Raw genomic sequence first — 19,035 nt, forward strand, 5'->3', positions numbered from 1 at the left:
CATTGAGATCGAAGGCGAAGTCGAGATCTTTTTCGGTCATCTCCAGAACCGAACCGCCATGGACGACGCCGGCGCAGTTGAACAGGATGTCGACCTGGCCGATACGGGCGAAGAACGTCTCGACCGCTGTACCATCCAGCACGTCGAGGCGTGCCGTCTCGATGCCGGTCGCGCCGCTCAACGTTGCCAAAGCACCGTCATTGATATCGGTCGCCCAGACCTTGGCACCGGCTGCGGCGAATGCAAGTGCGCTTGCACGCCCGATACCCTGGCCAGCAGCCGTCACGACGACCGTTTTGCCTCCCAGCTTACCTGTCATCTCTTCTCCCTTTTTCAGTCCCGATGGAACACCTCATCCATCACCGCCTACCATTCCCCATCCTGACCCGTTTCGAAAGGCCTTTGGAATGGAATATGGTACGCGACGCCGCTTTCGATCACCGGCAGCGATTTTCAGTGTTCCGCTAGGGCGCTGATGCGAAGGGATTTGTCAGGCCGTCCAGCGAGTTCGTCTGTATTGCGAGGGCGTCACGCCATAAGCCCGCTTGAACGTGCGCGACAGATGCGGGGCGCTGTTGAGACCGATCTCCAGCGCCACTTCGATCAGAGAGGCGCGCGAATTGGTGAGAAGCGCCTGCGCCTTCTTCATCCTGATCTTCGTATAGGCCTCTGCCGGCGTGATGCCGAGGTCCCTGTGGAACATGCGTTCCAGCTGTCTTCGCGAGACACCGGTTCTTGATGCCAGAGACTCGATCGCAACAGGCGTTTCCAGATCCTGCTCCATGATCAGCAGCGCTGCGCGCAGCCGCGGATCGATATTCGAGGCGACACCTTCCGTGCTTTCCGCAAGCGGTTGCCTGGACTGCTGATCCGTGCCACGCCGCGCCCGGTCGATCTGCAGCACGTCGAGAGCATTGCGCTCTGCTGCACTGTCGATATGCCGCCGCACCAGAAAGGCTGCCATATCCGCCGAACTCGCACCGCCGACACACGAGCCGCGGCCCTGGCCGAAATCGAAGAGACGGTCAGACCGGACCGGATTATCCGGAAACCTGTCGCGATATGCCTTGTAATGAAGCCAGCTGACGCAGGCCCGGTGTTTTGCCATCAATCCCGCCTCCGCCAGCACGAAGGTGCCGGTACAGAGACCAATCAGCGGCACATCCTTGCCGGCGGCCTCGCGCAAATAACGCGCCGTCTCGTCATCAACAGGATTGTCAGTCGACAGAAGACCACCGACCACGACGATATAGTCGAATTCCCGCGGCTCCAGAAAATCGGATGTGGGAGCAACACTGACACCGCAGCTGGAGCGAACCAGATGCCTGGTGCTGCCAAGCACATGCCAGTCCGCATGTACACGCCCGGAACGGTCGAGTTCGTCGCCTGCAAGCCTCAGCGTATCGACGAAAAGCCCGAAGGCCGACAGGGTGAAATTTCTCGAAAGCACGAAGCCGATCCGCAATCGCGCCGTCGGCTTTGCGGCATCCGTTCTTTTCGCATTGATCTTCGACATTGACACCGTCAGCCAGCAAATCGTTCAGCACAATTTTTCGAGATTGACGCTATTCTGCCGGCTTGTCCGTCGTCAACGCGACATGGCTTGTGCCGCATTGGGGACATCCCATGAATCGAAAAGGCCGCGGATCATCCTCTTTTCCAGGAATAATCCGCAGCCTTTCGCCCCGAATTCTAGGCAGCGGTGAGCTTGTCGACACCATAGATCGCGTTGACGATGCCGAGCGCAACGATAGCAATCAGCATCTGAACGGTAGCAATGGCTGCGATCGACGGGTCGAACTGATTTTGCATGTAGCTCAGCATGACGACCGGCAGGCTGCTGCTACTGGCCCCGCCAAAGAAGAAAGAAAGAGGCAGGTTGTCGAGGGAAATCAGAACCGAGAACAGCGCCCCGGCAAAGATCCCGGGCTTAATCAGAGGCATAGTGATCTGGAAGAAGATCTGTGCCCTCGAAGCCCCGAGTACCGCTGCCGCTTCCTCGTAGTCGGCCGGAATGCCGCGATAGACGGCGAGCACCGTGCGGGAAATATAGGGGATGGCGACGACCGTATGGGTGATCAGCAAAGACAGGAATGACACGCCCAGCGTCAGTGCCGACAGCATATAGAGCAGCGAGAAACCAAGCAGGATCGCCGGGACCGAGATCGGTGCAAGCATGACATTGGTAAAAACCTGCGCGGCATTGGTATTGGCGCGAACGGCCCAGATCGCGGCCGGAACACCGAGCACGGTCCCCGCCAGCGCCGACAGAAGCGCAATTTCGACGCTCACCAGCAGCGACTGCATAAACGGACGATATTCGACGATCCGGTAATACCATTGCGTACTGAATCCGGGCATCGGAAACACGATGAAACTGGATGACGAGAAGGAAACCAGAACCACGATCGCGATCGGCAGCAGCAGGAAGGCGAAGAACAGAAGGACATAGGCCGCAAGCAGAACTTGCCCCCAGCCGGGGCCTTTTTGCCGACGTTCGATCACTTGCGGAGTGGTGACGATGGTAGTCATTTCACACCCTTTCGACGAAGGAAGCGGAGCTGGATGGTCATGCCAATCAGCGCAAAGAGCAGGAGGACATTACCCATGGCGGCGGCAAAACCGATGTTCTGCGTCAGGGTGAACTGCTGATAGATCAACAGCGAAAGCGTGGTGACCTTCCCGCCCCCCAATAGAAGCATGGTCAGGAAGCTTCCATTGGTAAGGACGAAAACGAGGATGCAGCCCGTTGCAATCCCGTCAATGCTCAACGGGAAGGTCACTGTGAGGAAAGTGCGGAGCTTGCTGGCACCGAGGATCTGCGCCGACTCTTCGAGGCTCGGGTTGACGCCCTGCAGAACCGAGGTAATCGAAAGCACCATGAAGGGCACCAGCACATGGATGAGGCCGACATAGACCATCATCTCCGTATTGACCATATTCTCCGGCTTCTCGATCAGATCGGCGCCGAGAAGCATGGTGTTGACGAGCCCCTTGCGTGCGAAAAGAACGGTCCAGCCAAAGGTTCTCATGATGATGGAGGTCAACAGCGGAGCGATCAGCAGGAAAACGATCAGCGAATTCCATCGGCCCGCAAAACGCACCATGAAATAGGAGACCGGATATCCGATCAGCAGGCATGCGACGGTCGTGATTGCCGAGACTTTTACCGTCTGCCAGACGACACCAAGATAATAGGGATCGGTGAAGAGCACCGCATAGAAACGGAACATGTCCTCGGCAGGCAGGCTGCGGGCAATATTGGCTGCCAGCGGGATGATGAAGAAGGCCATCAGGAAAATGAGGGCCGGCAGAGCCCAGAGGCCAGAGGAAATCTGAAACGGGCGCCCGCTTCTGCTGCGAAGCGTCGCTTCGCCCGCCTCGGCGATCGGAAGTGCGGCTGGCTGGCTCACCGGACACCTCCATCGCTGAGCATGATGGCGTATTCGTCCGGCCATCCAAGCCCGATCGTTCCGTCATTCGCAGCGACCGTCTTCTCGCCGCTATAGACATAGATGGGCTTTTCCAGTCCCGGCAGGTCGAGTTCGTAGGCATAATAACTGCCACGAAACACGATGCCGCGGACATTGGCGCGCAGCTGGGTGGATTCGGGCGAGATCGCCAGCCGTTCAGGCCGGACGGCCACACGGATCGCACTCGAACCACGCAGGCTCGGCGGCCCGGCAACCTTGACGACCGGCGCATTCGGCAGAGTGAGCCGCACATTCCACATCCCAGCTTCCGCAGGACCAGCCAATGTCCCGTCAAAGATATTGGCAGTGCCGAGGAATTCGGACACGAACTGGCTCTGGGGACGTTCATAGATATCGATCGGGGTTCCGACCTGGACGATCTCGCCTTCCGCCATGACGGCAATGCGGTCGGACATCGTCAGCGCTTCTTCCTGATCATGGGTGACGATGATCGAGGTAATACCCAGCCGACGCTGGATCGCCCTGAGTTCGAACTGCATGCTTTCACGCAGGTTCCGGTCGAGAGCCCCGAGGGGCTCGTCGAGCAGCAGGACCTTCGGGTCCGTCACCAGCGAGCGCGCCAGCGCGACACGCTGCTGCTGGCCACCCGACATCTGGTGGATAGAACGATCTTCGAAATTCGAAAGCCTGACGAGATCGAGCATTGCCCGCACTTTCTTCGTGCGTTCGGCAGCCGGCATTCCCCGGGTCTTCAGGCCATAGGCGACGTTCTGACCTACCGTCATATGCGGAAAGAGGCTGTAATTTTGAAAAACCATGCCGAGGCCACGCCTGTTCGGCGGCAACTCGGTCACATCCACGCCACCGATCAGGACGCTGCCGGTATTCGGCATGCTGAAACCGGCGATGATGCGCAGAGTTGTCGTCTTGCCGCAGCCGGATGGGCCGAGAAGGGCAAGCATTTCGCCGGGCGCGACATGCAGCGACGTCGGCTTTAACGCAAGGGTCTGCCCATAACGTTTGGTGACGTTCTCCAGCGAAAGCGGAACTGATGCATTCATGGCTGTTCTCCGAATTATTATAATTGTTTGTCGATCGATATCGGCGCGATGATCCAGAAGACCTCGGCCGGCTCTTCGCCGGTATGGCGGAAAGCGTGCGGCACCGAGGCACCGAAGGCAAAGCTGTCGCCAGCGCGAAGATGCGCCTCCCGGCCGCCGACCTGCAGCACGATTTCTCCTTTCAGCACCATCCCGCCCTTTTCGGCCGGATAGGACAGGAGCCCTTCCCCGGATGAGCCGCCGCGATCGACATGCAGGATCATCAGCTGAAGATTATGGGCGCTCTTTGCGGAAAGAAGCTCCTTGTTGAGATATCCCAGCTGCAGCACCGGACGCTGCTCGGCCCGACGGACGAAATCCAGCTCCTCTGCGCCAGCGGCCACCGGCTCGAAGAAAACGCTGAGCGGCGCATCAAGCGCCTGGCAGATGGCCGAGAGAACCCTCACGGACGGGTTCGAAACATCGCGCTCCACCTGGCTCAACATTCCGATAGAAATTCCGGACCGCAGTGAGAGCTGCTTCAGCGAAAGGCTCTTTTCCTTCCGCAGCCGCCTGATCATGCCGCCCAGCGGACTGGCGTGAACAGCGTCCGGCCTGCCGCCGCGCCCCGCCTCCGGCGCATCCGGCTCCAGCTGCTCACCTGTCGCGTTCATCATCCTTCGCCTCGCGCATTCGGGGATGCTACTGGTTTCAATATGCTGAGCGGTCAAAGCGGCAAACCTTAACGTCCCGGCTTCGTTTCGGACTGACGGCAGATGAACATGCCGCAGCTGATGATCGTTAAGCAGCCCCACTCCGCGGCGCATTTTCCAGCGCCCCCGGATGTCGGGAGCATTTCTTCCCGGCTATCAACCGTCTTCCTGACTGATACCGTCGCCGCGTCTCGGGGTGCGGGCAAGTGAAATCAGTTATGCGTGGAATTATGCTATAGCGAAACATAGCCTTTGCCTGCTCGCCGGGATTTGAGCGTTGCGAGCCCTTGGATCACCCAAACAACAATTGAGGGAACGGATAATGAGCAAGGCTACATGGATAAAGTCGCTTGCGGTTCTGCTGGGCGCGACGACAGCTGCAACATCGGCATCAAGTGCCGACCTGACCGTCGGAGCGTTCGGCGGACTTTGGGAAAAATCGCTCCGCACATGCGTGATCGAGCCCTTTGAAAAAGAGACCGGAAAGACAGTCGAGGTCGTGCTTGGAGCACCGATCCAGTGGCTGAACCAGATCGCGGCAAACCCTTCCAAGCCTCCGCTCGACATCATTTTCCCGCCGACGGAGCAGGCCTATGAAATGATCGACAAGGGCCTTGCCGACGCCTTCACCAAGGACAAGGTTTCGGTTCTTCCGGACCTCAATCCCGACCTCGTAGCCTTTGGGGAAGGCTATGGCGTCGTCTTCGATTATGGCGCCATGGGCGTCATCTATAACAGCAAGACCGTCAAGACGCCGATCAATACATGGGAAGACTTTCTCAAGGGTGCGGAGAACGGTGATTTCACGGCCTCCATACCCAGCATCAGCTATCCGAGCGCGCTGAGCTCAAGCCTCTGGAACATCGCCAAGACAAGCGGCGGTGACGAAAAGAATGCGCAGCCGGGTCTCGACCGCGTCAAGAGCATGATGAAAGGCGGCGATCTCGAGTTCTGGAGCGATCCGAACCAGGTGCTGAATGCGCTCGCTTCCGGCGAAATCGATAGCGCCATGTACTGGGATGGCCGGTCCTGGGCTTTCATTGTCGAAGGCAATCATCCCGACTTCAAATATGTGACCCCGAAGCCTGGCGGCCCGGCGGCTCTGACCTGGATCCAGAAGGTCAAGAACAGCAGCGTTCTCGGCTGGAAATTCGTGGACATCGCCCTCGGTGCGGAAGGCCAGGGCTGCTTTGCCAGCAAGACCCGCTACGGCATCGCCAACCTTAAGGCGAAATTCGATCCGGCCGTGGCACCGATGATCACCAAATATGCCGATCTCAGCATTCCGCCATACCGCGAGATCAACAAGGTTCGCGATTCCCTGGTCGAGGCCTGGAACAAGCAGATCGGGCGATAAGCCCTCCGGGCGGGCGCCAAGACGTCCGGCCCGATCGATCGGGCCGAATGGCCTGCACTTTCTCGTACCATTGCAGATGGCTGGTTCGTCGGGAAACGCATTTTCCGACGCGAGGCGTCGTACATCCCGAAAATGCCAGAGGACAACCGTCCTGCGGTCTCTCTATGCCCGGAGAATCTATCATGACATATCGTGTTGGTGTCGATATCGGCGGGTCCTTCACCGACTTCGCCCTGTTCGACGAAACGACAAAGTCCCTGAAATCGCTCAAGGTGTTTTCACGGCCGGACCAGCCGGGGAGCGAGATCCTCAACGGCATCAGGGAGGCCGGCGAGCGTTATGGCATCACGCCTGACGAGATCGCCTATTTCACCCATGGCACGACGGTCGGGATCAACACCGTCATCCAGCGGCGTGGGCTCAAGCTTGCGCTTTTCACGACCGAAGGTTTTAGCGACGTGCTCGAGATCGCACGGCTGAAGATCCCGGACATGTACAATCTCCTGTCGAGGCGCCCTGCCCCGCTGATCACCCGCGATCTCGTCTGGGGCGTGCCGGGACGTCTGAATTTCGATGGCTCAGAGCGGCAGCCTCTGGACGAAGAGGCTCTGATCACAGCACTCGCCGCGGCTCAGGCAGAAGGCGTGGACGGCATCGTCGTCTCCTTCCTTCACGCCTATCGCAATACGGCCCACGAGCGCCGCGCGGAAGAAATCATCGCCGCCCATGCTCGCGACCTTCCCGTATTTCTTTCCTCGACGACCTGGCCGATCATTCGCGAATACGAGCGCACCATAACCGCCGTCATCGGCGGTTATGTCCAGCCACGCGTTTCGCATTACCTCTCCTCGCTGCAGGAGGCCCTCAAATCGGTCGGCGTTGCGGCCGAACCTCATCTCACCAAGTCGAATGGCGGCATCATGACTGCCGAACAGGGCAAACGCGAATGCGTGCAGATGATCCTGTCCGGCACGGCAGCAGGCGTGATCGGAGCAGCCTATGTTGCCGAAGTCGCGGGCATCGACAAATGCATGAGCCTCGACATCGGTGGCACGTCGGCAGACGTCGCGATCATCATCGATGGCCAGCCGCAATATGGCGTCGGCGAGCAGATCGGTGATTTCCAGATCTTCATCCCTTCCGTTTCGGTCGCATCGATCGGAGAGGGCGGCGGCTCGATCGCCTGGGTCGACAACCAGAATGTCTTGCGCGTTGGTCCCGAAAGCGCCGGCTCTCGCCCTGGCCCTGCCTGTTACGGACGTGGCGGCACGCAGCCCACCATTACCGATGCATTCGTGGTTCTGAATCTGATCGGCCACGGCGACCTCGGCTACAATTCCGTCACCGTCGATCGGCAGAAGGCCATCGATGCCGTCGATACCCTTGCAAGGAAACTGAACCGTTCCGTGGAACAGACGGCGGAAGCGATCATCGATATTGCCGTGTCCGGCATGTATACCGATGTCTCGGCGCTGGTTTCCCGTTTCGGTATCGACCCGCGGGAGTTCTCGCTGCTCGCCTTTGGCGGCGCCGGCCCGATGAATGCCTGCCACCTGGCACGCGAAATCCACTCCAGGGAAGTCGTCGTTCCGCCCACGCCCGGCGTTCTCTCCGCGCTCGGTGGACTGATTGCCGACCTGAAGAACGATTTCATCAAGACGATCTACAGCGACCTTTCGGCGGAAGCTGTACCGCTGGTTCGTGAAGCGTTTGCGGAACTGCGCACCGCCGCCGAACAATGGCTTTTCGTCGACCAGGGCTACCAAGGCGAGCCGCTCTTCACCTATTCCGCGGAGATGCGCTACCGAGGTCAGAGTTTCGAGATAGATACGGTATTCGATCCCTCGGTCCTGACTGGCGAGACAGATGTCGCACGGCAGCTTGCTGACACATTTCATGCCGAACACGCTCGCGTCTACGGGCATTCCGACCCGGCAGCGGCCGTACAGATCATCAGCCTTCGGCTGATCGTGGTTGGCACGGTCGAAAAGCCGGAAATGCCGCGCTTTCCTTTCGTATCTGCCGTCGCAGAGCCGGAACGTCAGGTCGAAGTCTATCTAGGCGGCGCCTGGATCACCGCCGACATCTACCAACGCGCCAATCTCAAATCCGGGCACTCCCTCAAGGGGCCGGCCATCGTCACGCAGTCGGACACGACAACCGTGCTCCTTCCCGGCTTTTCGGCCGTGATCGATGAATTCGCCAATATTCGTATCTTCGAGGAGGCAGAAGCATGACGATCGACAACGCAACTTCTCTGCGCGTGCTTGCCAACTATTGCGCAGCCGCAGCAGAAAGCATGGGCTGGACGCTGATGCGCACCGCCCACTCGACCTTCGTCAAGGAGACGGAGGATTTCTCCTGCCAGGTGCTCAGCCCGGAAGGTCTGACGGTCGCTTCGCCACGCACCTTTGGCGCGACCTGGTATACGGGTTTGGACTATAGCGGCGTTCTGGGGCGCTTCGATTATCAGGAAGGCGACATCTGCGTCTGCTCCGACCCCTATTCCGGTTTCGTGGCGACGCATGCACCGGATCTGCACATGTGGAAACCCGTCTTCTGGAAGGGCGAGCTCATGTGTTTCGTCGGTAACCACATCCACAACACCGATGTCGGAGGCGCCGTGCCGGCGTCGCTGTCGCGTACTCTGACGGAAGTGCATCAGGAAGGTATCCGTATTCCTCCGATGCGACTGATGCGCGACGGCAAGATCAATCAGGACCTGATCGATATCATCAGCACCAATGTCCGGCTGCCGGAACAGAACTGGGGCGATCTCAATGCCCAGATCGCCTGTGTCGCGGTCGGTGAAGCAAAAGTCCACGACATCATCCGCCGCTTCGGTAAGGAAGGTTTTCGCGCCGGTCTCGGGCAGCTTCTCGATTATTCGGAAGCGCAGGCGCGCCGCGTCATTTCCGAGCTACCGGATGGCGAATATTTTTTCGCCGACTATGCCGACGAGGACCAGACGGGCGGTTATCCCGTGCGGATGGCCGTGACCCTGAAGATCCATGGGGACAGCCTCACCGTGGATTTCACCGGCTCGGACCCGCAGCTGGTCTCGTCGCTCAACATGCCGACTGGCGGCAATGAGCGACATGCGCTTGCCATGGTGGGTGTCATGTACGCGCTCTATTGCCTCGATCCGACTATCCTACTCAATTCCGGTCTGGTGCGCCCCGTGAGGGCAATCCTGCCGGAAGGAACGGTGGTCAATGCCACCAGCCCGGCCGCCGTCGGCATGCGCAGCCTGATGTGCAATCTCGCCCAGACTTCCGTCATCGGCGCTTTCTGCCGGGTCGTGCCGGATCGGATGCCGGCCTCCCCGGGCAGCGGCCTTTCGATCATGAACGTCAAGACTTCGACCCGTAGCGGCCGGCCGGTCATGGCGTCGATCGGCCCTGTTGGCGGTGGCGCGGGCGGCGGCCCCAAAGCAGACGGCGTCGAGGGCTGCGGCGCGAACATGTCGTTCCTCAAGAACACGCCGGTCGAAATCAACGAGGCGGAGGTACCGATCTCCATCCACCGTTATGGCCTGGTGAAGGACTCGGGCGGCCCCGGCCGATATCGCGGCGGGCTGGCGCTTGAAATGCAGTTCCAGCTTTTCGCACCCCAATCGATGGTGACGGCCCGAAATCGCGACCGTTCCAACTTCTCTGCCTGGGGTCTGAAAGGAGGACAGGCAGGCGCCGTTTCCCGCTTCATCAGGAACCCGGGCACCGACAAAGCGATCGAGCTTGGCTCAATGGATATCGTGCATTGCGATCCCGGCGACGTGATCCTGATCCAGGGCCCCGGCGCCGGAGGTTACGGCCCGCCACATGAACGTGCGGTTGACGATGTGTTGTTCGACATCCGTCGCGGCTTCGTTTCCGCCGCCCATGCGCGGGAGCGTTATGGTATCGCGCTTGGACCCGATGGCAGGCTCGACGAGCCCGCGACGACAGCGCTCCGGGCAGCCATGGCGGCTGAAGCGCAGCCGGCCGAATTCGGTCATGGACCTTACCGGGTAGGCTACGAAAAGGTCTGGACGCGTGAGCGCTATCAGGCGCTGACCGCCATTCTGGCGGCGCTTCCCGTCACTTGGCGATATTTCGTCAAACACCGCATTTTTGCAGCCATCGGCAAGACGGAGCCGGTCACCGGTGACGGCGCAGCAGACATCCATGCAGCTTATCGCAGAATCACCGCGGAATTCCCGGATCTACCCGATCTGGAACCCGGCCGATCCTCCATCGCGGCTGAATAACAGGGATCAAGGAGATATTCCCGTGAACGATTTTCCCGACGCAAAAGCGGCGGCCCATTCGCCTGCCGATTTCTCGATGCTGTTCAGCCCTTTCAAGCTGCGCGACGTCATCTTTCCCAACCGCATCGTGCTTGCACCCATGCAGATGTACAAGACGACGCCGGACGGCAAATTCACCGACTGGCACTTCCAGCATCTCGCCCGTTTTGCAATCGGTGGCGCCGGCACTGTCATGACCGAGGGCCTGATCGTCGATCCGGTCGGCCGTAATACCTATGGTGACTGCGGTATCTGGAACGACGACCAGATCGAGCCGCTGAAGAGGCTGGTAGATTTCCTTCATGCCAACGGCACGCTCGCAGCCTGCCAGCTGCACCATGCCGGCCCCAAATCGGCCCGCCAGAGACCATGGGAAGGGTTGGGGCCGCTCGGTGACAAGGAAGCGGCTATGGGCGAAGCGCCCTGGCAGCCGGTCAGCTCCTGTGACGGGCGCTCCGTGACAGGTTGGCATCAGCCCCGGGCACTGACGCCGGACGAGATCGCGAAACTGGTTGAGGCCTATGGCGCAGCAGCACGCCGCTGCAACAGGGCAGGCTTCGACGTGCTCGACGTTCATGCCGCGCACGGCTATCTGCTGCATTCCTTCCTCTCGCCAGTCGCCAACACCCGCACGGACGAATATGGCGGCGATCTCGCCGGGCGGATGCGCATCGTCCTTGAAATCGCCGAGGTACTTCGCGCCAACTGGCCAAGCGGAAAACCCATCTTCTTCCGCATTTCCTGTGTCGACTGGCGCAAGGATCTCGACACGCGGGAAGATGGCTGGACGATCGAAGACAGCGTGCTTCTGGCGCGGGAACTGAGCAGACGCGGGGTCGATCTGATCGATTGCTCTTCCGGCGGCATTCGGGCCGAAAATTCGCTGATGGATTATGCCAGGCAGCGCCGCAAACTCACTCGCGGACATCAGGTGCCCTATTCGGAGCAGATTCGTCGTGAGGCACCGATACCGACCATGGCTGTCGGTGTGATCCTCGACGGGCCGCAGGCAGAGGCTATCCTGCGTGGAGGACAGGCGGACCTGATAGCCGTCGGCCGGGAGTTTCTGACCGATCCCCACTGGGGCCTGCATGCCGCACAACAACTCGGCGTGGACCCGCAATGGTCGCTCTGGCCGCCAAGCTATGGCTGGTGGCTGAGCCTGCGTGAAAAGATCGGCATCGAGGGCTGATCAAAAGACATGGTGCCTGCGGGCACCATGTCCCGTCGCCAAGCTCTTCAGCGACTTCACCTCAGAATTCCGGATTTCGCGACCTTTAACCTGTCTTAACAAACGTCAGGCGCGCAAGCGGCTACAGTTTTCCTGCGCCTGAAGATGGGTACTGGAAAGCAATCACCTTTTGGCCAGTGTTTCAGAGAGGGCAGAGAGCGAGGCCGGGCATGCCGAAATCGATGACAACACTGACCCTGGACGACGCCAAGAAGATGCTGGCCGGTGCAGAGGCAAAGGCGACCAGCCTGTCTGTGCCCTACAACATCGCCATCGTTGATGCAGGAGCGCATCTGATCGCATTCCTGCGCCAGGACGACGGGTTGATCGGCAGTATCGATCTGGCGATCAAGAAGGCCGTAACGGCGAGACTGTTTGACAAGACGACCTACTATCTCGGCTCCCTCGCCCAGCCCGCCCAACCGCTGTTCGGCATCGAACAAAGCAATGAAGGCAATGTCGTCATCTTCGGCGGAGGCCTTCCGGTCATTCGCGACGGTCGCGTCATCGGTGCCGTCGGGGCGAGCGCCGGAACGATCGAGCAGGACATCAGCGTCGCTCAGGCGGCGATATCAGCAATGGACGGCTAATCGCCCTCTTATGTTTTACCCCAGAGCACGGAAAGGAACATCCCATGAAAGCCGCACGCCTGCATGAGTATTTCAAACCGCTTGTCCTTGAGGATATTCCGGTTCCGGATCTCCAGCCCGACGAGATCCTCGTCAACGTCAAGGCATGCGGGATGTGCCGTTCGGATGTCCAGCTGGTCGACAAATATTTCCAGAAATATGCGGATATCCCGCGGCCGATCACGGTGGGCCACGAAATCGCAGGTATAATCCATACGATCGGCGATCTGGTCCCCTCCTCATCCGGTTTCAAGGAAGGCGACCATGTGGTCGTCGCGCCGGGATGGGGCGACGGCACCTGCCGCCATTGCCAGATGGGGAATACGCAGATTTGCGCCAATGTCCGCTGGCCGGGATTTGGTCCCGTCGGTGGTTTCGCCGAATTCATTCCGGTACCGGCACGTTATCTGATCAAGGTGGACAAGAGCCTGAAGTTCGAGGAACTCGCTCCCCTTACCGATGCCGGCCTGACCACCTATCGCGGTGTGAAGAAGCTTCGCGACGCGGGCGCTCTCGGCCCTGACCGCATCATCGGCGTCTTCGGCATCGGCGGGCTTGGCGGTTACGCCGTACAATACGCAAAATTGCTCGGCGCCGGCGCCACGGTCATTGCTTTCGCCAGAAGTGCCGAAAAGCTTGAAGTCGCCAAGGAATATGGCGCCGATTACATCGTCCCGATCAAGGGCAAGTCCTCCGAGGATATCGCCAAGGAACTGTCGAAACTGACGGGACGTGGTGATCTCGACGCAATCATCGACTGCGCCGGCGCTCCCGAGATGATGCAGCTGGCATTTTCCCTCCTGTCGATCAGCGGGCACTATACCGATGTCGGGCTGGTAGGTGATCAGATCGACATTCCGCTGTTTCCCCGAGTTTCCCGCGAGCAGACGTTCCACGGATCATTCTGGGGCAACAACACCGATCTGATGGAGGTGATGGCGCTCGCGGCCCATGGCAAAGTCCGCCATACGATCAAGACTTTCGCATTCGAGGAGGTCAACGAACAGCTGGATCTGTTGCGAACCGGCGATATCGTCGGCCGTGCCGTGATGAAATTCTGACATCCCATCCGCAGGTCTCCTGCCGCCGAATTGCAACGAGATGTCCTTCCTGCGAAGGGCATCTCGTTCACGTTTGTGGAATCATGAATGCTTCGGTGCGCGGACACCTATCTCTTCCAGCCGCGCGATCTTTTGCGCTATTCGTATGAAGAGCCGGCAAAGCAATTCCCAGTCGAAGGGTTCGTCCTCCATGAATCTCGCATCCTGCCAATATCTCATAAAGATCGCTGAACACGGAAGCCTCTCGAATGCGGCCGTCGTTCTTGGTGTCACCCAGTCGGCTCTCAGCCGCGCCATTCGGGAAATGGAAACGGAGCTCGGGGTCTCGGTCTTTCATCGCGACGGCCGCGGGGTCAGTCTGACGGAAGATGGAAAGCTCGTGCTTGAGGCCGCGCAGTCGGTCAGCTCCGCCTTGATCGATCTCCGCTCAACCCTTGAAACCAACAAGGGCATGGTGGCGCGCGAGGTCAGGGTCGGGTTTCTTCCGTCGACGGCAAAACTTCTGTCCGTGCCCATGATGGCAAGGCTGCGCGAAGATTTCCCCGGCACGCGGATGCAGATTTCCGAGGGAGCAACCGGCCATCTGGCGGAATGGCTGAACGACGGCCGGCTCGATCTTGCCATCACCAATGACAGCCCCGCCATCAAACGCTTTAATCCCGAGCCGGTTGTGACCCACCGCCTGCATCTCGCCGCCGCCCGCAGCGCGCCGCGCCTTCCGCGCGAAATCCCGTTTTCGGAACTGGCGAACTATCCGATCGTTCTCCAGACCCGAAACCATTCGACCCGCCGCGAGGTGGAACATATTGCCCATGATCAGAACGTCCGCATCAACATCACGGCCGAGTCCGACAGCCTCACGGCGATGACGCAGCTGATTTCGGCGGGTTTCGGTTATGGCCTCATTCCGCATTTTGCCGTCGATTATTCGACCATGCAGAGCAGTGTCGTGACCAATCCCGGCATTGAGCGAACGATATGCCTGGTAACCCCCCTCGCCGGTGCCCGCAGCCGTGGCCTGAGCCCGATGATCCGCAGCTTTCGCAATGAAATCAGGGCCGTGTACCAGCGTTTCTCGGACGATCAGAGCCTGATGGTACCCACGGATATCTAAACACCCGCGAATACCTGTTATGAGAAGCCGTTCCGCTCCGCCTGTCCTATCAAATGCTGACACAGGTCATGCGGAGACAGGAAATGGGCCAGCGAATAGGCGTCGACATTGGCGGATCCTTCACGGATTTCGCCATCCTCGACGAAGACACGAGAACCTTGAGGGCATTGAAGGTCTTTTCGAGACCTGACGAGCCGGGCGCGGAAATCGCTGCCGGCATCAGGCTTGCCGGTGAGCGTTACGGCATCAGCCCTGATCAGGTCACCTACTTCACCCATGGCACAACCGTCGGCGTCAACACCGTCATTCAGCGCAAGGGCGTCAAGCTCGCGCTGTTTACCACTGAAAACTTCAGCGACGTTCTCGAGCTCGGACGCCTTAAACTGCCGGCCATGTTCGATCTTTTGTCGCGACGCCCAGACCCGCTGGTAACGCGGGATATGGTTTGGGGTCTCTCGGAACGGCTTCGTGCCGACGGCTCCGTGATGCGAGGGCTCGATCCTGAAAGCGTGGCGATCGCGACACGTGCGGCACTGGCTGCGGGAGCTGAAGGTATCGTCATCGCCCTGCTGCATGCCTATCGCAACGCGGAACACGAACTGGAAGCCAAGCGCCTCGTCGCAGGTCTTGCCCCCGGCATTCCGGTCTTCACGAGCGCCGAAGTCTGGCCGATCATCCGCGAATACGAACGCACCACGACGGCCGTCATCGGTGGATATGTGCAGCCCCGCATCGCACACTATCTCGGTTCGCTCCAGAACGCCCTGAAGGGTTTAGGCGTTCCGGCGGAGGCCAGGCTCACGAAATCGAATGGTGGCGTCATGAGCGCCGAACAGGGCAAGACCGATTGCGTCCAGATGATCCTGTCGGGAACGGCCTCCGGTGTGATTGGTGCTGGCTTTGTCGCCAAGGCCTGCGAATTGCGTGAATGCATGAGCCTTGATGTCGGCGGCACATCGGCAGACGTAGCCCTGATCGTCGATGGCGAGCCGCAATACGGCATGGGCGAGTATATCGGCGAACACCAGATCCACGTTCCGTCGATCTCCGTCACCTCGATCGGTGAAGGGGGCGGATCGGTCGCCTGGGTGGACGAATATGGTGTTTTGAAAATTGGCCCGGAAAGCGCCGGCTCGACCCCGGGACCTGCCTGTTACGGCCGCGGCGGCCAAAAGCCGACGATCACCGATGCCTTCGCCGTCTGCGGCATCATCGGCCAGGCTGATCTCGGTTATAATGCTGTGAAGGTCGATGTCGAGGCCGCGCGGCGTGCCGTCGCCACCCTGACAGGGCGGACGGGGCAGACGATCGAGGAAACCGCCGAAGCCATCATCAAGGTGGCCGTTTCGGGCATGTACGCCAAGATCACCGGCCTCGTCACCCGCTTCGGCGTCGATCCCCGCACAACGGCAATGATGCCTTTCGGTGGCGCCGGTCCGATGATGGGTTGCCTTGTCGCCGAGGAAATGTCCATGCCCGAAACGGTGGTTCCAACCACGCCCGGCGTTCTCGCCGCTCTTGGCGGACTGGTCGCGGACCTGAAGAACGATTTCATCCGGACCGTCTTTGTCGATCTCGCCAAATCGGAAATCCCGAAAATCCAGCAGGTCTTCACCGAGCTGAAGGCCGCCGGCGAAAACTGGCTGCGCGATGACCAGGGTTATGACGGCGAAGGCCAGGTGACCTATTCGGCGGACATGCGATATCGCGGACAATCCCACGATATCGAAACGGTGTTGCCTGGAGCGGCAGTCTGGGCCGGTGATGTAGCCGCCTTGGAAAAGGCGTTCCACGACGCCCATGAGAAGGTCTATGGCCATGCCCAGCGCGAGGCACCGGTGCAGATGGTCAACCTGCGCCTCGTCATGGCGGGACGTACGCCGAAGCCGGAATTGCCGCATATCGACACCGGGTCGGGCACACCGATACCGTTGAAGGAAATCCGCTGCTGGATTTCGGGACGATGGATCCCTGTCCAGCTCTACGCCCGAAAAGACCTGCTCGCCGGCCAGTCCTTCGACGGCCCGGCGGTCATCGCCCAGGATGACACGACGACCTTCGTTCCCGAGCACCACACAGTCAGGGTCGATGCTTTCGGCCATCTTCGCATCAAGAAGGAAAGCTCCGATGCTGCAGAAGACAACAATTAACCGGGCAATGCTTCAGGTCCTGGCCGACTACTGCTCGGCCACGACGGAAGCGATGGCGCACACACTCATGCGCACCGCCCATTCGAGCTTCGTCAAGGAGACCGAAGATTTTACGACGCAGCTCGTGACCGTTCAGGGCGAGACTTTCGCGTCACCAAAAGGGCTTGGCGCCACCTGGTTCACCAATCTCGATTATGGTCCGGCTCTGCGTATGATCGACCATTACGAGGAAGGTGCGATCTACCTGACATCGGATCCTTATTCCGGTCACGTCGCCACTCATGCGCCGGATGTCCATGCTTGGAAGCCGGTCTTCCACAATGGAGAACTCGTCTGTTTCGTGGCCTGCCACGTCCACAACACCGATGTCGGTGGCGCCGTACCCGCCTCGCTTTCCCGTTCGCTCGTTGAGGTCCATCAGGAAGGCATTCGCATTCCGCCGATGAAGGTCTGGCAGAATGGCGAATTCGACCAGAATCTCCTCCGCATCATCGACACCAATGTCCGCATGCCGGAACAGAACTGGGGTGATCTCAACGCACAGATCGCCTGCCTCAATACCGGTGAGGCCAAGGTTCGCGAGATGATCAAGCGGTTCGGCATCGACGTGATCATGGCCTGCCAGAGCGAATTGCTCGATTATGCCGAGGCGCAGGCGCGCAAGATCGTCTCTACCATTCCGGACGGCGAATATTTCTTCGCCGACTATGCGGATGAAGACAGTGACGGCGGCGTTCCATGCCGCGTGGCTGTCACGCTGACGGTCAAGGGAACCGAGCTCACGCTTGACTTCACGGGATCGGACCCTCAGCTCGGTTCTTCACTCAACATGCCGACGGGCGGCAATCCGCGGCATGCCCTCGTGACGATTGCGGTCGTGCTCGTGCTTTCGACGCTCGATCCGCATCTGGTGCTCAATGCCGGCACGACGCGGATGGTGCATGCTATCCTGCCGGAAGGGACGGTGATGAATGCGGTTGCACCGGCCGCAGTCGGCATGCGCAGCCTTGTCGTCGCCGTTTCCCAGCTGGCGCTGCTTGGCGCCTTCCAGCAGGCATTGCCGGATCGTCTGGCAGCCTCTCCTGGCGGCGCGGCATCGCTGCTCAACGTCAAGACGATCGACCGCAGTGGTCGGCAGATCATGGCGTCAATCGGCCCGGTTAGCGGCGGCGGCGGCGGTAGCCCGCAGCGTGACGGCGTCGAAGGTTCGGGCGGCAACCGCTCCTTCCTGCGCAATACACCGGTCGAGATCAACGAAGTCGAGGTGCCGATCCATATCGAGCGGTATGGCCTGGTGCCGGATTCTGGTGGCGCCGGCAAATATCGTGGCGGCACTGCGATGCTCATGGAATTCCAGGTGTTTTCACCCAATTCCGTCGTCACCGCGCGCAACCGCAATCGCACGCGCTTTGCATCCTGGGGTGTCCTTGGCGGCAAGGCGGGCATGACTTCGTCCTTCTTCCGCAACCCTGATGACGCGCGACGCCAGGACCTGGGCAATATCGACGTGGTCCGCTGCAATCCCGGCGACGTCATCCGTATTACGGGACCTGGCGGCGGCGGCTACGGAAATCCGGCCGAACGCCCCGTGCAATCGGTTCTGTCGGACCTGCATGCCGGCTTCATCAGCCGCAATGGCGCAGCCCATGACTACGGGGTGATCGTATCGGCCGAGGGCAACCTCGATGTCGCGGCAACCGAACTCGCGCGCGCTCGCTTCGGTATCGAATCGAAACGCTTCGAATTCGGCAAAGATCGCGAGAAATATGAGGCCGTCTGGACCGGTGAGCGCTACGATGCCTTGACCACCATACTTCTGACACTGCCGATCACATGGCGCTTCTACGTCAAGCACCGGATCTTCGAGGCGGTAACCGATGAGGTCGGGTCTGGTGGCGCTCGGGCGGTCTTTGATGCCTATAGCGCCATCGCCGCACGTCACCCGGAACTGCCTGCATCGGTTCCGCCGGCGAATTGATCCCAAAGGCAAGCTGCGCTCCGTAAACCCAGTGCCGTAC

At 60.0% G+C, this 19,035-nt stretch carries 15 protein-coding genes; 9 read left to right on the forward strand and 6 right to left on the reverse strand.

Annotated features, from left to right (window positions below):
- The 6 genes from FHW37_RS29510 to FHW37_RS29535 form a co-directional block, all read right to left on the reverse strand.
- Positions 1–319 (reverse strand): SDR family NAD(P)-dependent oxidoreductase (locus tag FHW37_RS29510; RefSeq protein ID WP_145643032.1); only part of this gene is annotated, 319 nt, incomplete at its 3' end.
- A gap of 171 nt (positions 320–490) precedes the next feature.
- A complete protein-coding gene (locus FHW37_RS29515) occupies positions 491–1,516 on the reverse strand; it encodes a GlxA family transcriptional regulator (RefSeq protein WP_145643034.1) in 1,026 nt (341 codons plus the stop codon).
- Between the two features lie 176 nt (positions 1,517–1,692).
- Positions 1,693–2,532 (reverse strand): ABC transporter permease, encoded by an 840-nt coding sequence (locus FHW37_RS29520; RefSeq protein ID WP_145643036.1) that lies wholly within the window; start codon positions 2,530–2,532, stop codon positions 1,693–1,695.
- Complete coding sequence (locus FHW37_RS29525; protein WP_246690990.1) at positions 2,529–3,413, reverse strand: ABC transporter permease; 885 nt, start codon at positions 3,411–3,413, stop codon at positions 2,529–2,531. Before FHW37_RS29525 ends, FHW37_RS29520 begins: the two co-directional genes overlap by 4 nt.
- Positions 3,410–4,495, reverse strand: coding sequence for an ABC transporter ATP-binding protein (locus FHW37_RS29530; RefSeq protein WP_145643040.1), 1,086 nt, complete (start codon positions 4,493–4,495; stop codon positions 3,410–3,412). Before FHW37_RS29530 ends, FHW37_RS29525 begins: the two co-directional genes overlap by 4 nt.
- Positions 4,496–4,512: 17 nt before the next feature.
- Positions 4,513–5,148 (reverse strand): cupin domain-containing protein, encoded by a 636-nt coding sequence (locus FHW37_RS29535; RefSeq protein ID WP_145643252.1) that lies wholly within the window; start codon positions 5,146–5,148, stop codon positions 4,513–4,515.
- 361 nt (positions 5,149–5,509) lie between these two features.
- Between FHW37_RS29535 and FHW37_RS29540 the strand changes: the two genes are divergently transcribed.
- From FHW37_RS29540 to FHW37_RS29580, 9 genes are all read left to right on the forward strand, one after another.
- Positions 5,510–6,544 (forward strand): extracellular solute-binding protein, encoded by a 1,035-nt coding sequence (locus FHW37_RS29540; RefSeq protein WP_145643043.1) that lies wholly within the window; start codon positions 5,510–5,512, stop codon positions 6,542–6,544.
- A gap of 182 nt (positions 6,545–6,726) precedes the next feature.
- On the forward strand, positions 6,727–8,781 hold the full coding sequence (locus FHW37_RS29545) for a hydantoinase/oxoprolinase family protein (RefSeq protein WP_145643044.1): 2,055 nt from the start codon (positions 6,727–6,729) through the stop codon (positions 8,779–8,781).
- On the forward strand, positions 8,778–10,793 hold the full coding sequence (locus tag FHW37_RS29550) for a hydantoinase B/oxoprolinase family protein (protein ID WP_145643046.1): 2,016 nt from the start codon (positions 8,778–8,780) through the stop codon (positions 10,791–10,793). The genes FHW37_RS29545 and FHW37_RS29550 overlap by 4 nt, the downstream gene beginning before the upstream one ends.
- Positions 10,794–10,815: 22 nt before the next feature.
- Positions 10,816–12,024 carry an NADH:flavin oxidoreductase/NADH oxidase gene (locus FHW37_RS29555; RefSeq protein WP_246690991.1) on the forward strand — a complete coding sequence of 403 codons (1,209 nt, stop codon included), beginning with the start codon at positions 10,816–10,818 and terminating at the stop codon, positions 12,022–12,024.
- A 209-nt stretch (positions 12,025–12,233) separates the two neighbouring features.
- The gene (locus FHW37_RS29560; protein ID WP_145643048.1) at positions 12,234–12,653 is read left to right on the forward strand and encodes a GlcG/HbpS family heme-binding protein; all 420 of its coding nucleotides are present in this window, start codon (positions 12,234–12,236) and stop codon (positions 12,651–12,653) included.
- 44 nt (positions 12,654–12,697) lie between these two features.
- A complete protein-coding gene (locus FHW37_RS29565; protein ID WP_145643050.1) occupies positions 12,698–13,753 on the forward strand; it encodes an NAD(P)-dependent alcohol dehydrogenase in 1,056 nt (351 codons plus the stop codon).
- A gap of 190 nt (positions 13,754–13,943) precedes the next feature.
- Entirely contained in the window at positions 13,944–14,867 is a 924-nt protein-coding gene (locus tag FHW37_RS29570) for a LysR family transcriptional regulator (RefSeq protein WP_186458470.1), read from the forward strand.
- Positions 14,868–14,950: 83 nt separating this feature from the next.
- Positions 14,951–17,017, forward strand: a complete 2,067-nt coding sequence (locus FHW37_RS29575) for a hydantoinase/oxoprolinase family protein (RefSeq protein ID WP_145643054.1) — start codon at positions 14,951–14,953, stop codon at positions 17,015–17,017.
- Positions 16,995–18,995, forward strand: coding sequence for a hydantoinase B/oxoprolinase family protein (locus FHW37_RS29580; RefSeq protein ID WP_145643056.1), 2,001 nt, complete (start codon positions 16,995–16,997; stop codon positions 18,993–18,995). The genes FHW37_RS29575 and FHW37_RS29580 overlap by 23 nt, the downstream gene beginning before the upstream one ends.
- Positions 18,996–19,035: the final 40 nt, after the last annotated feature.

It is taken from the genome of Neorhizobium alkalisoli (assembly GCF_007829835.1).
Lineage (GTDB): Bacteria > Pseudomonadota > Alphaproteobacteria > Rhizobiales > Rhizobiaceae > Neorhizobium.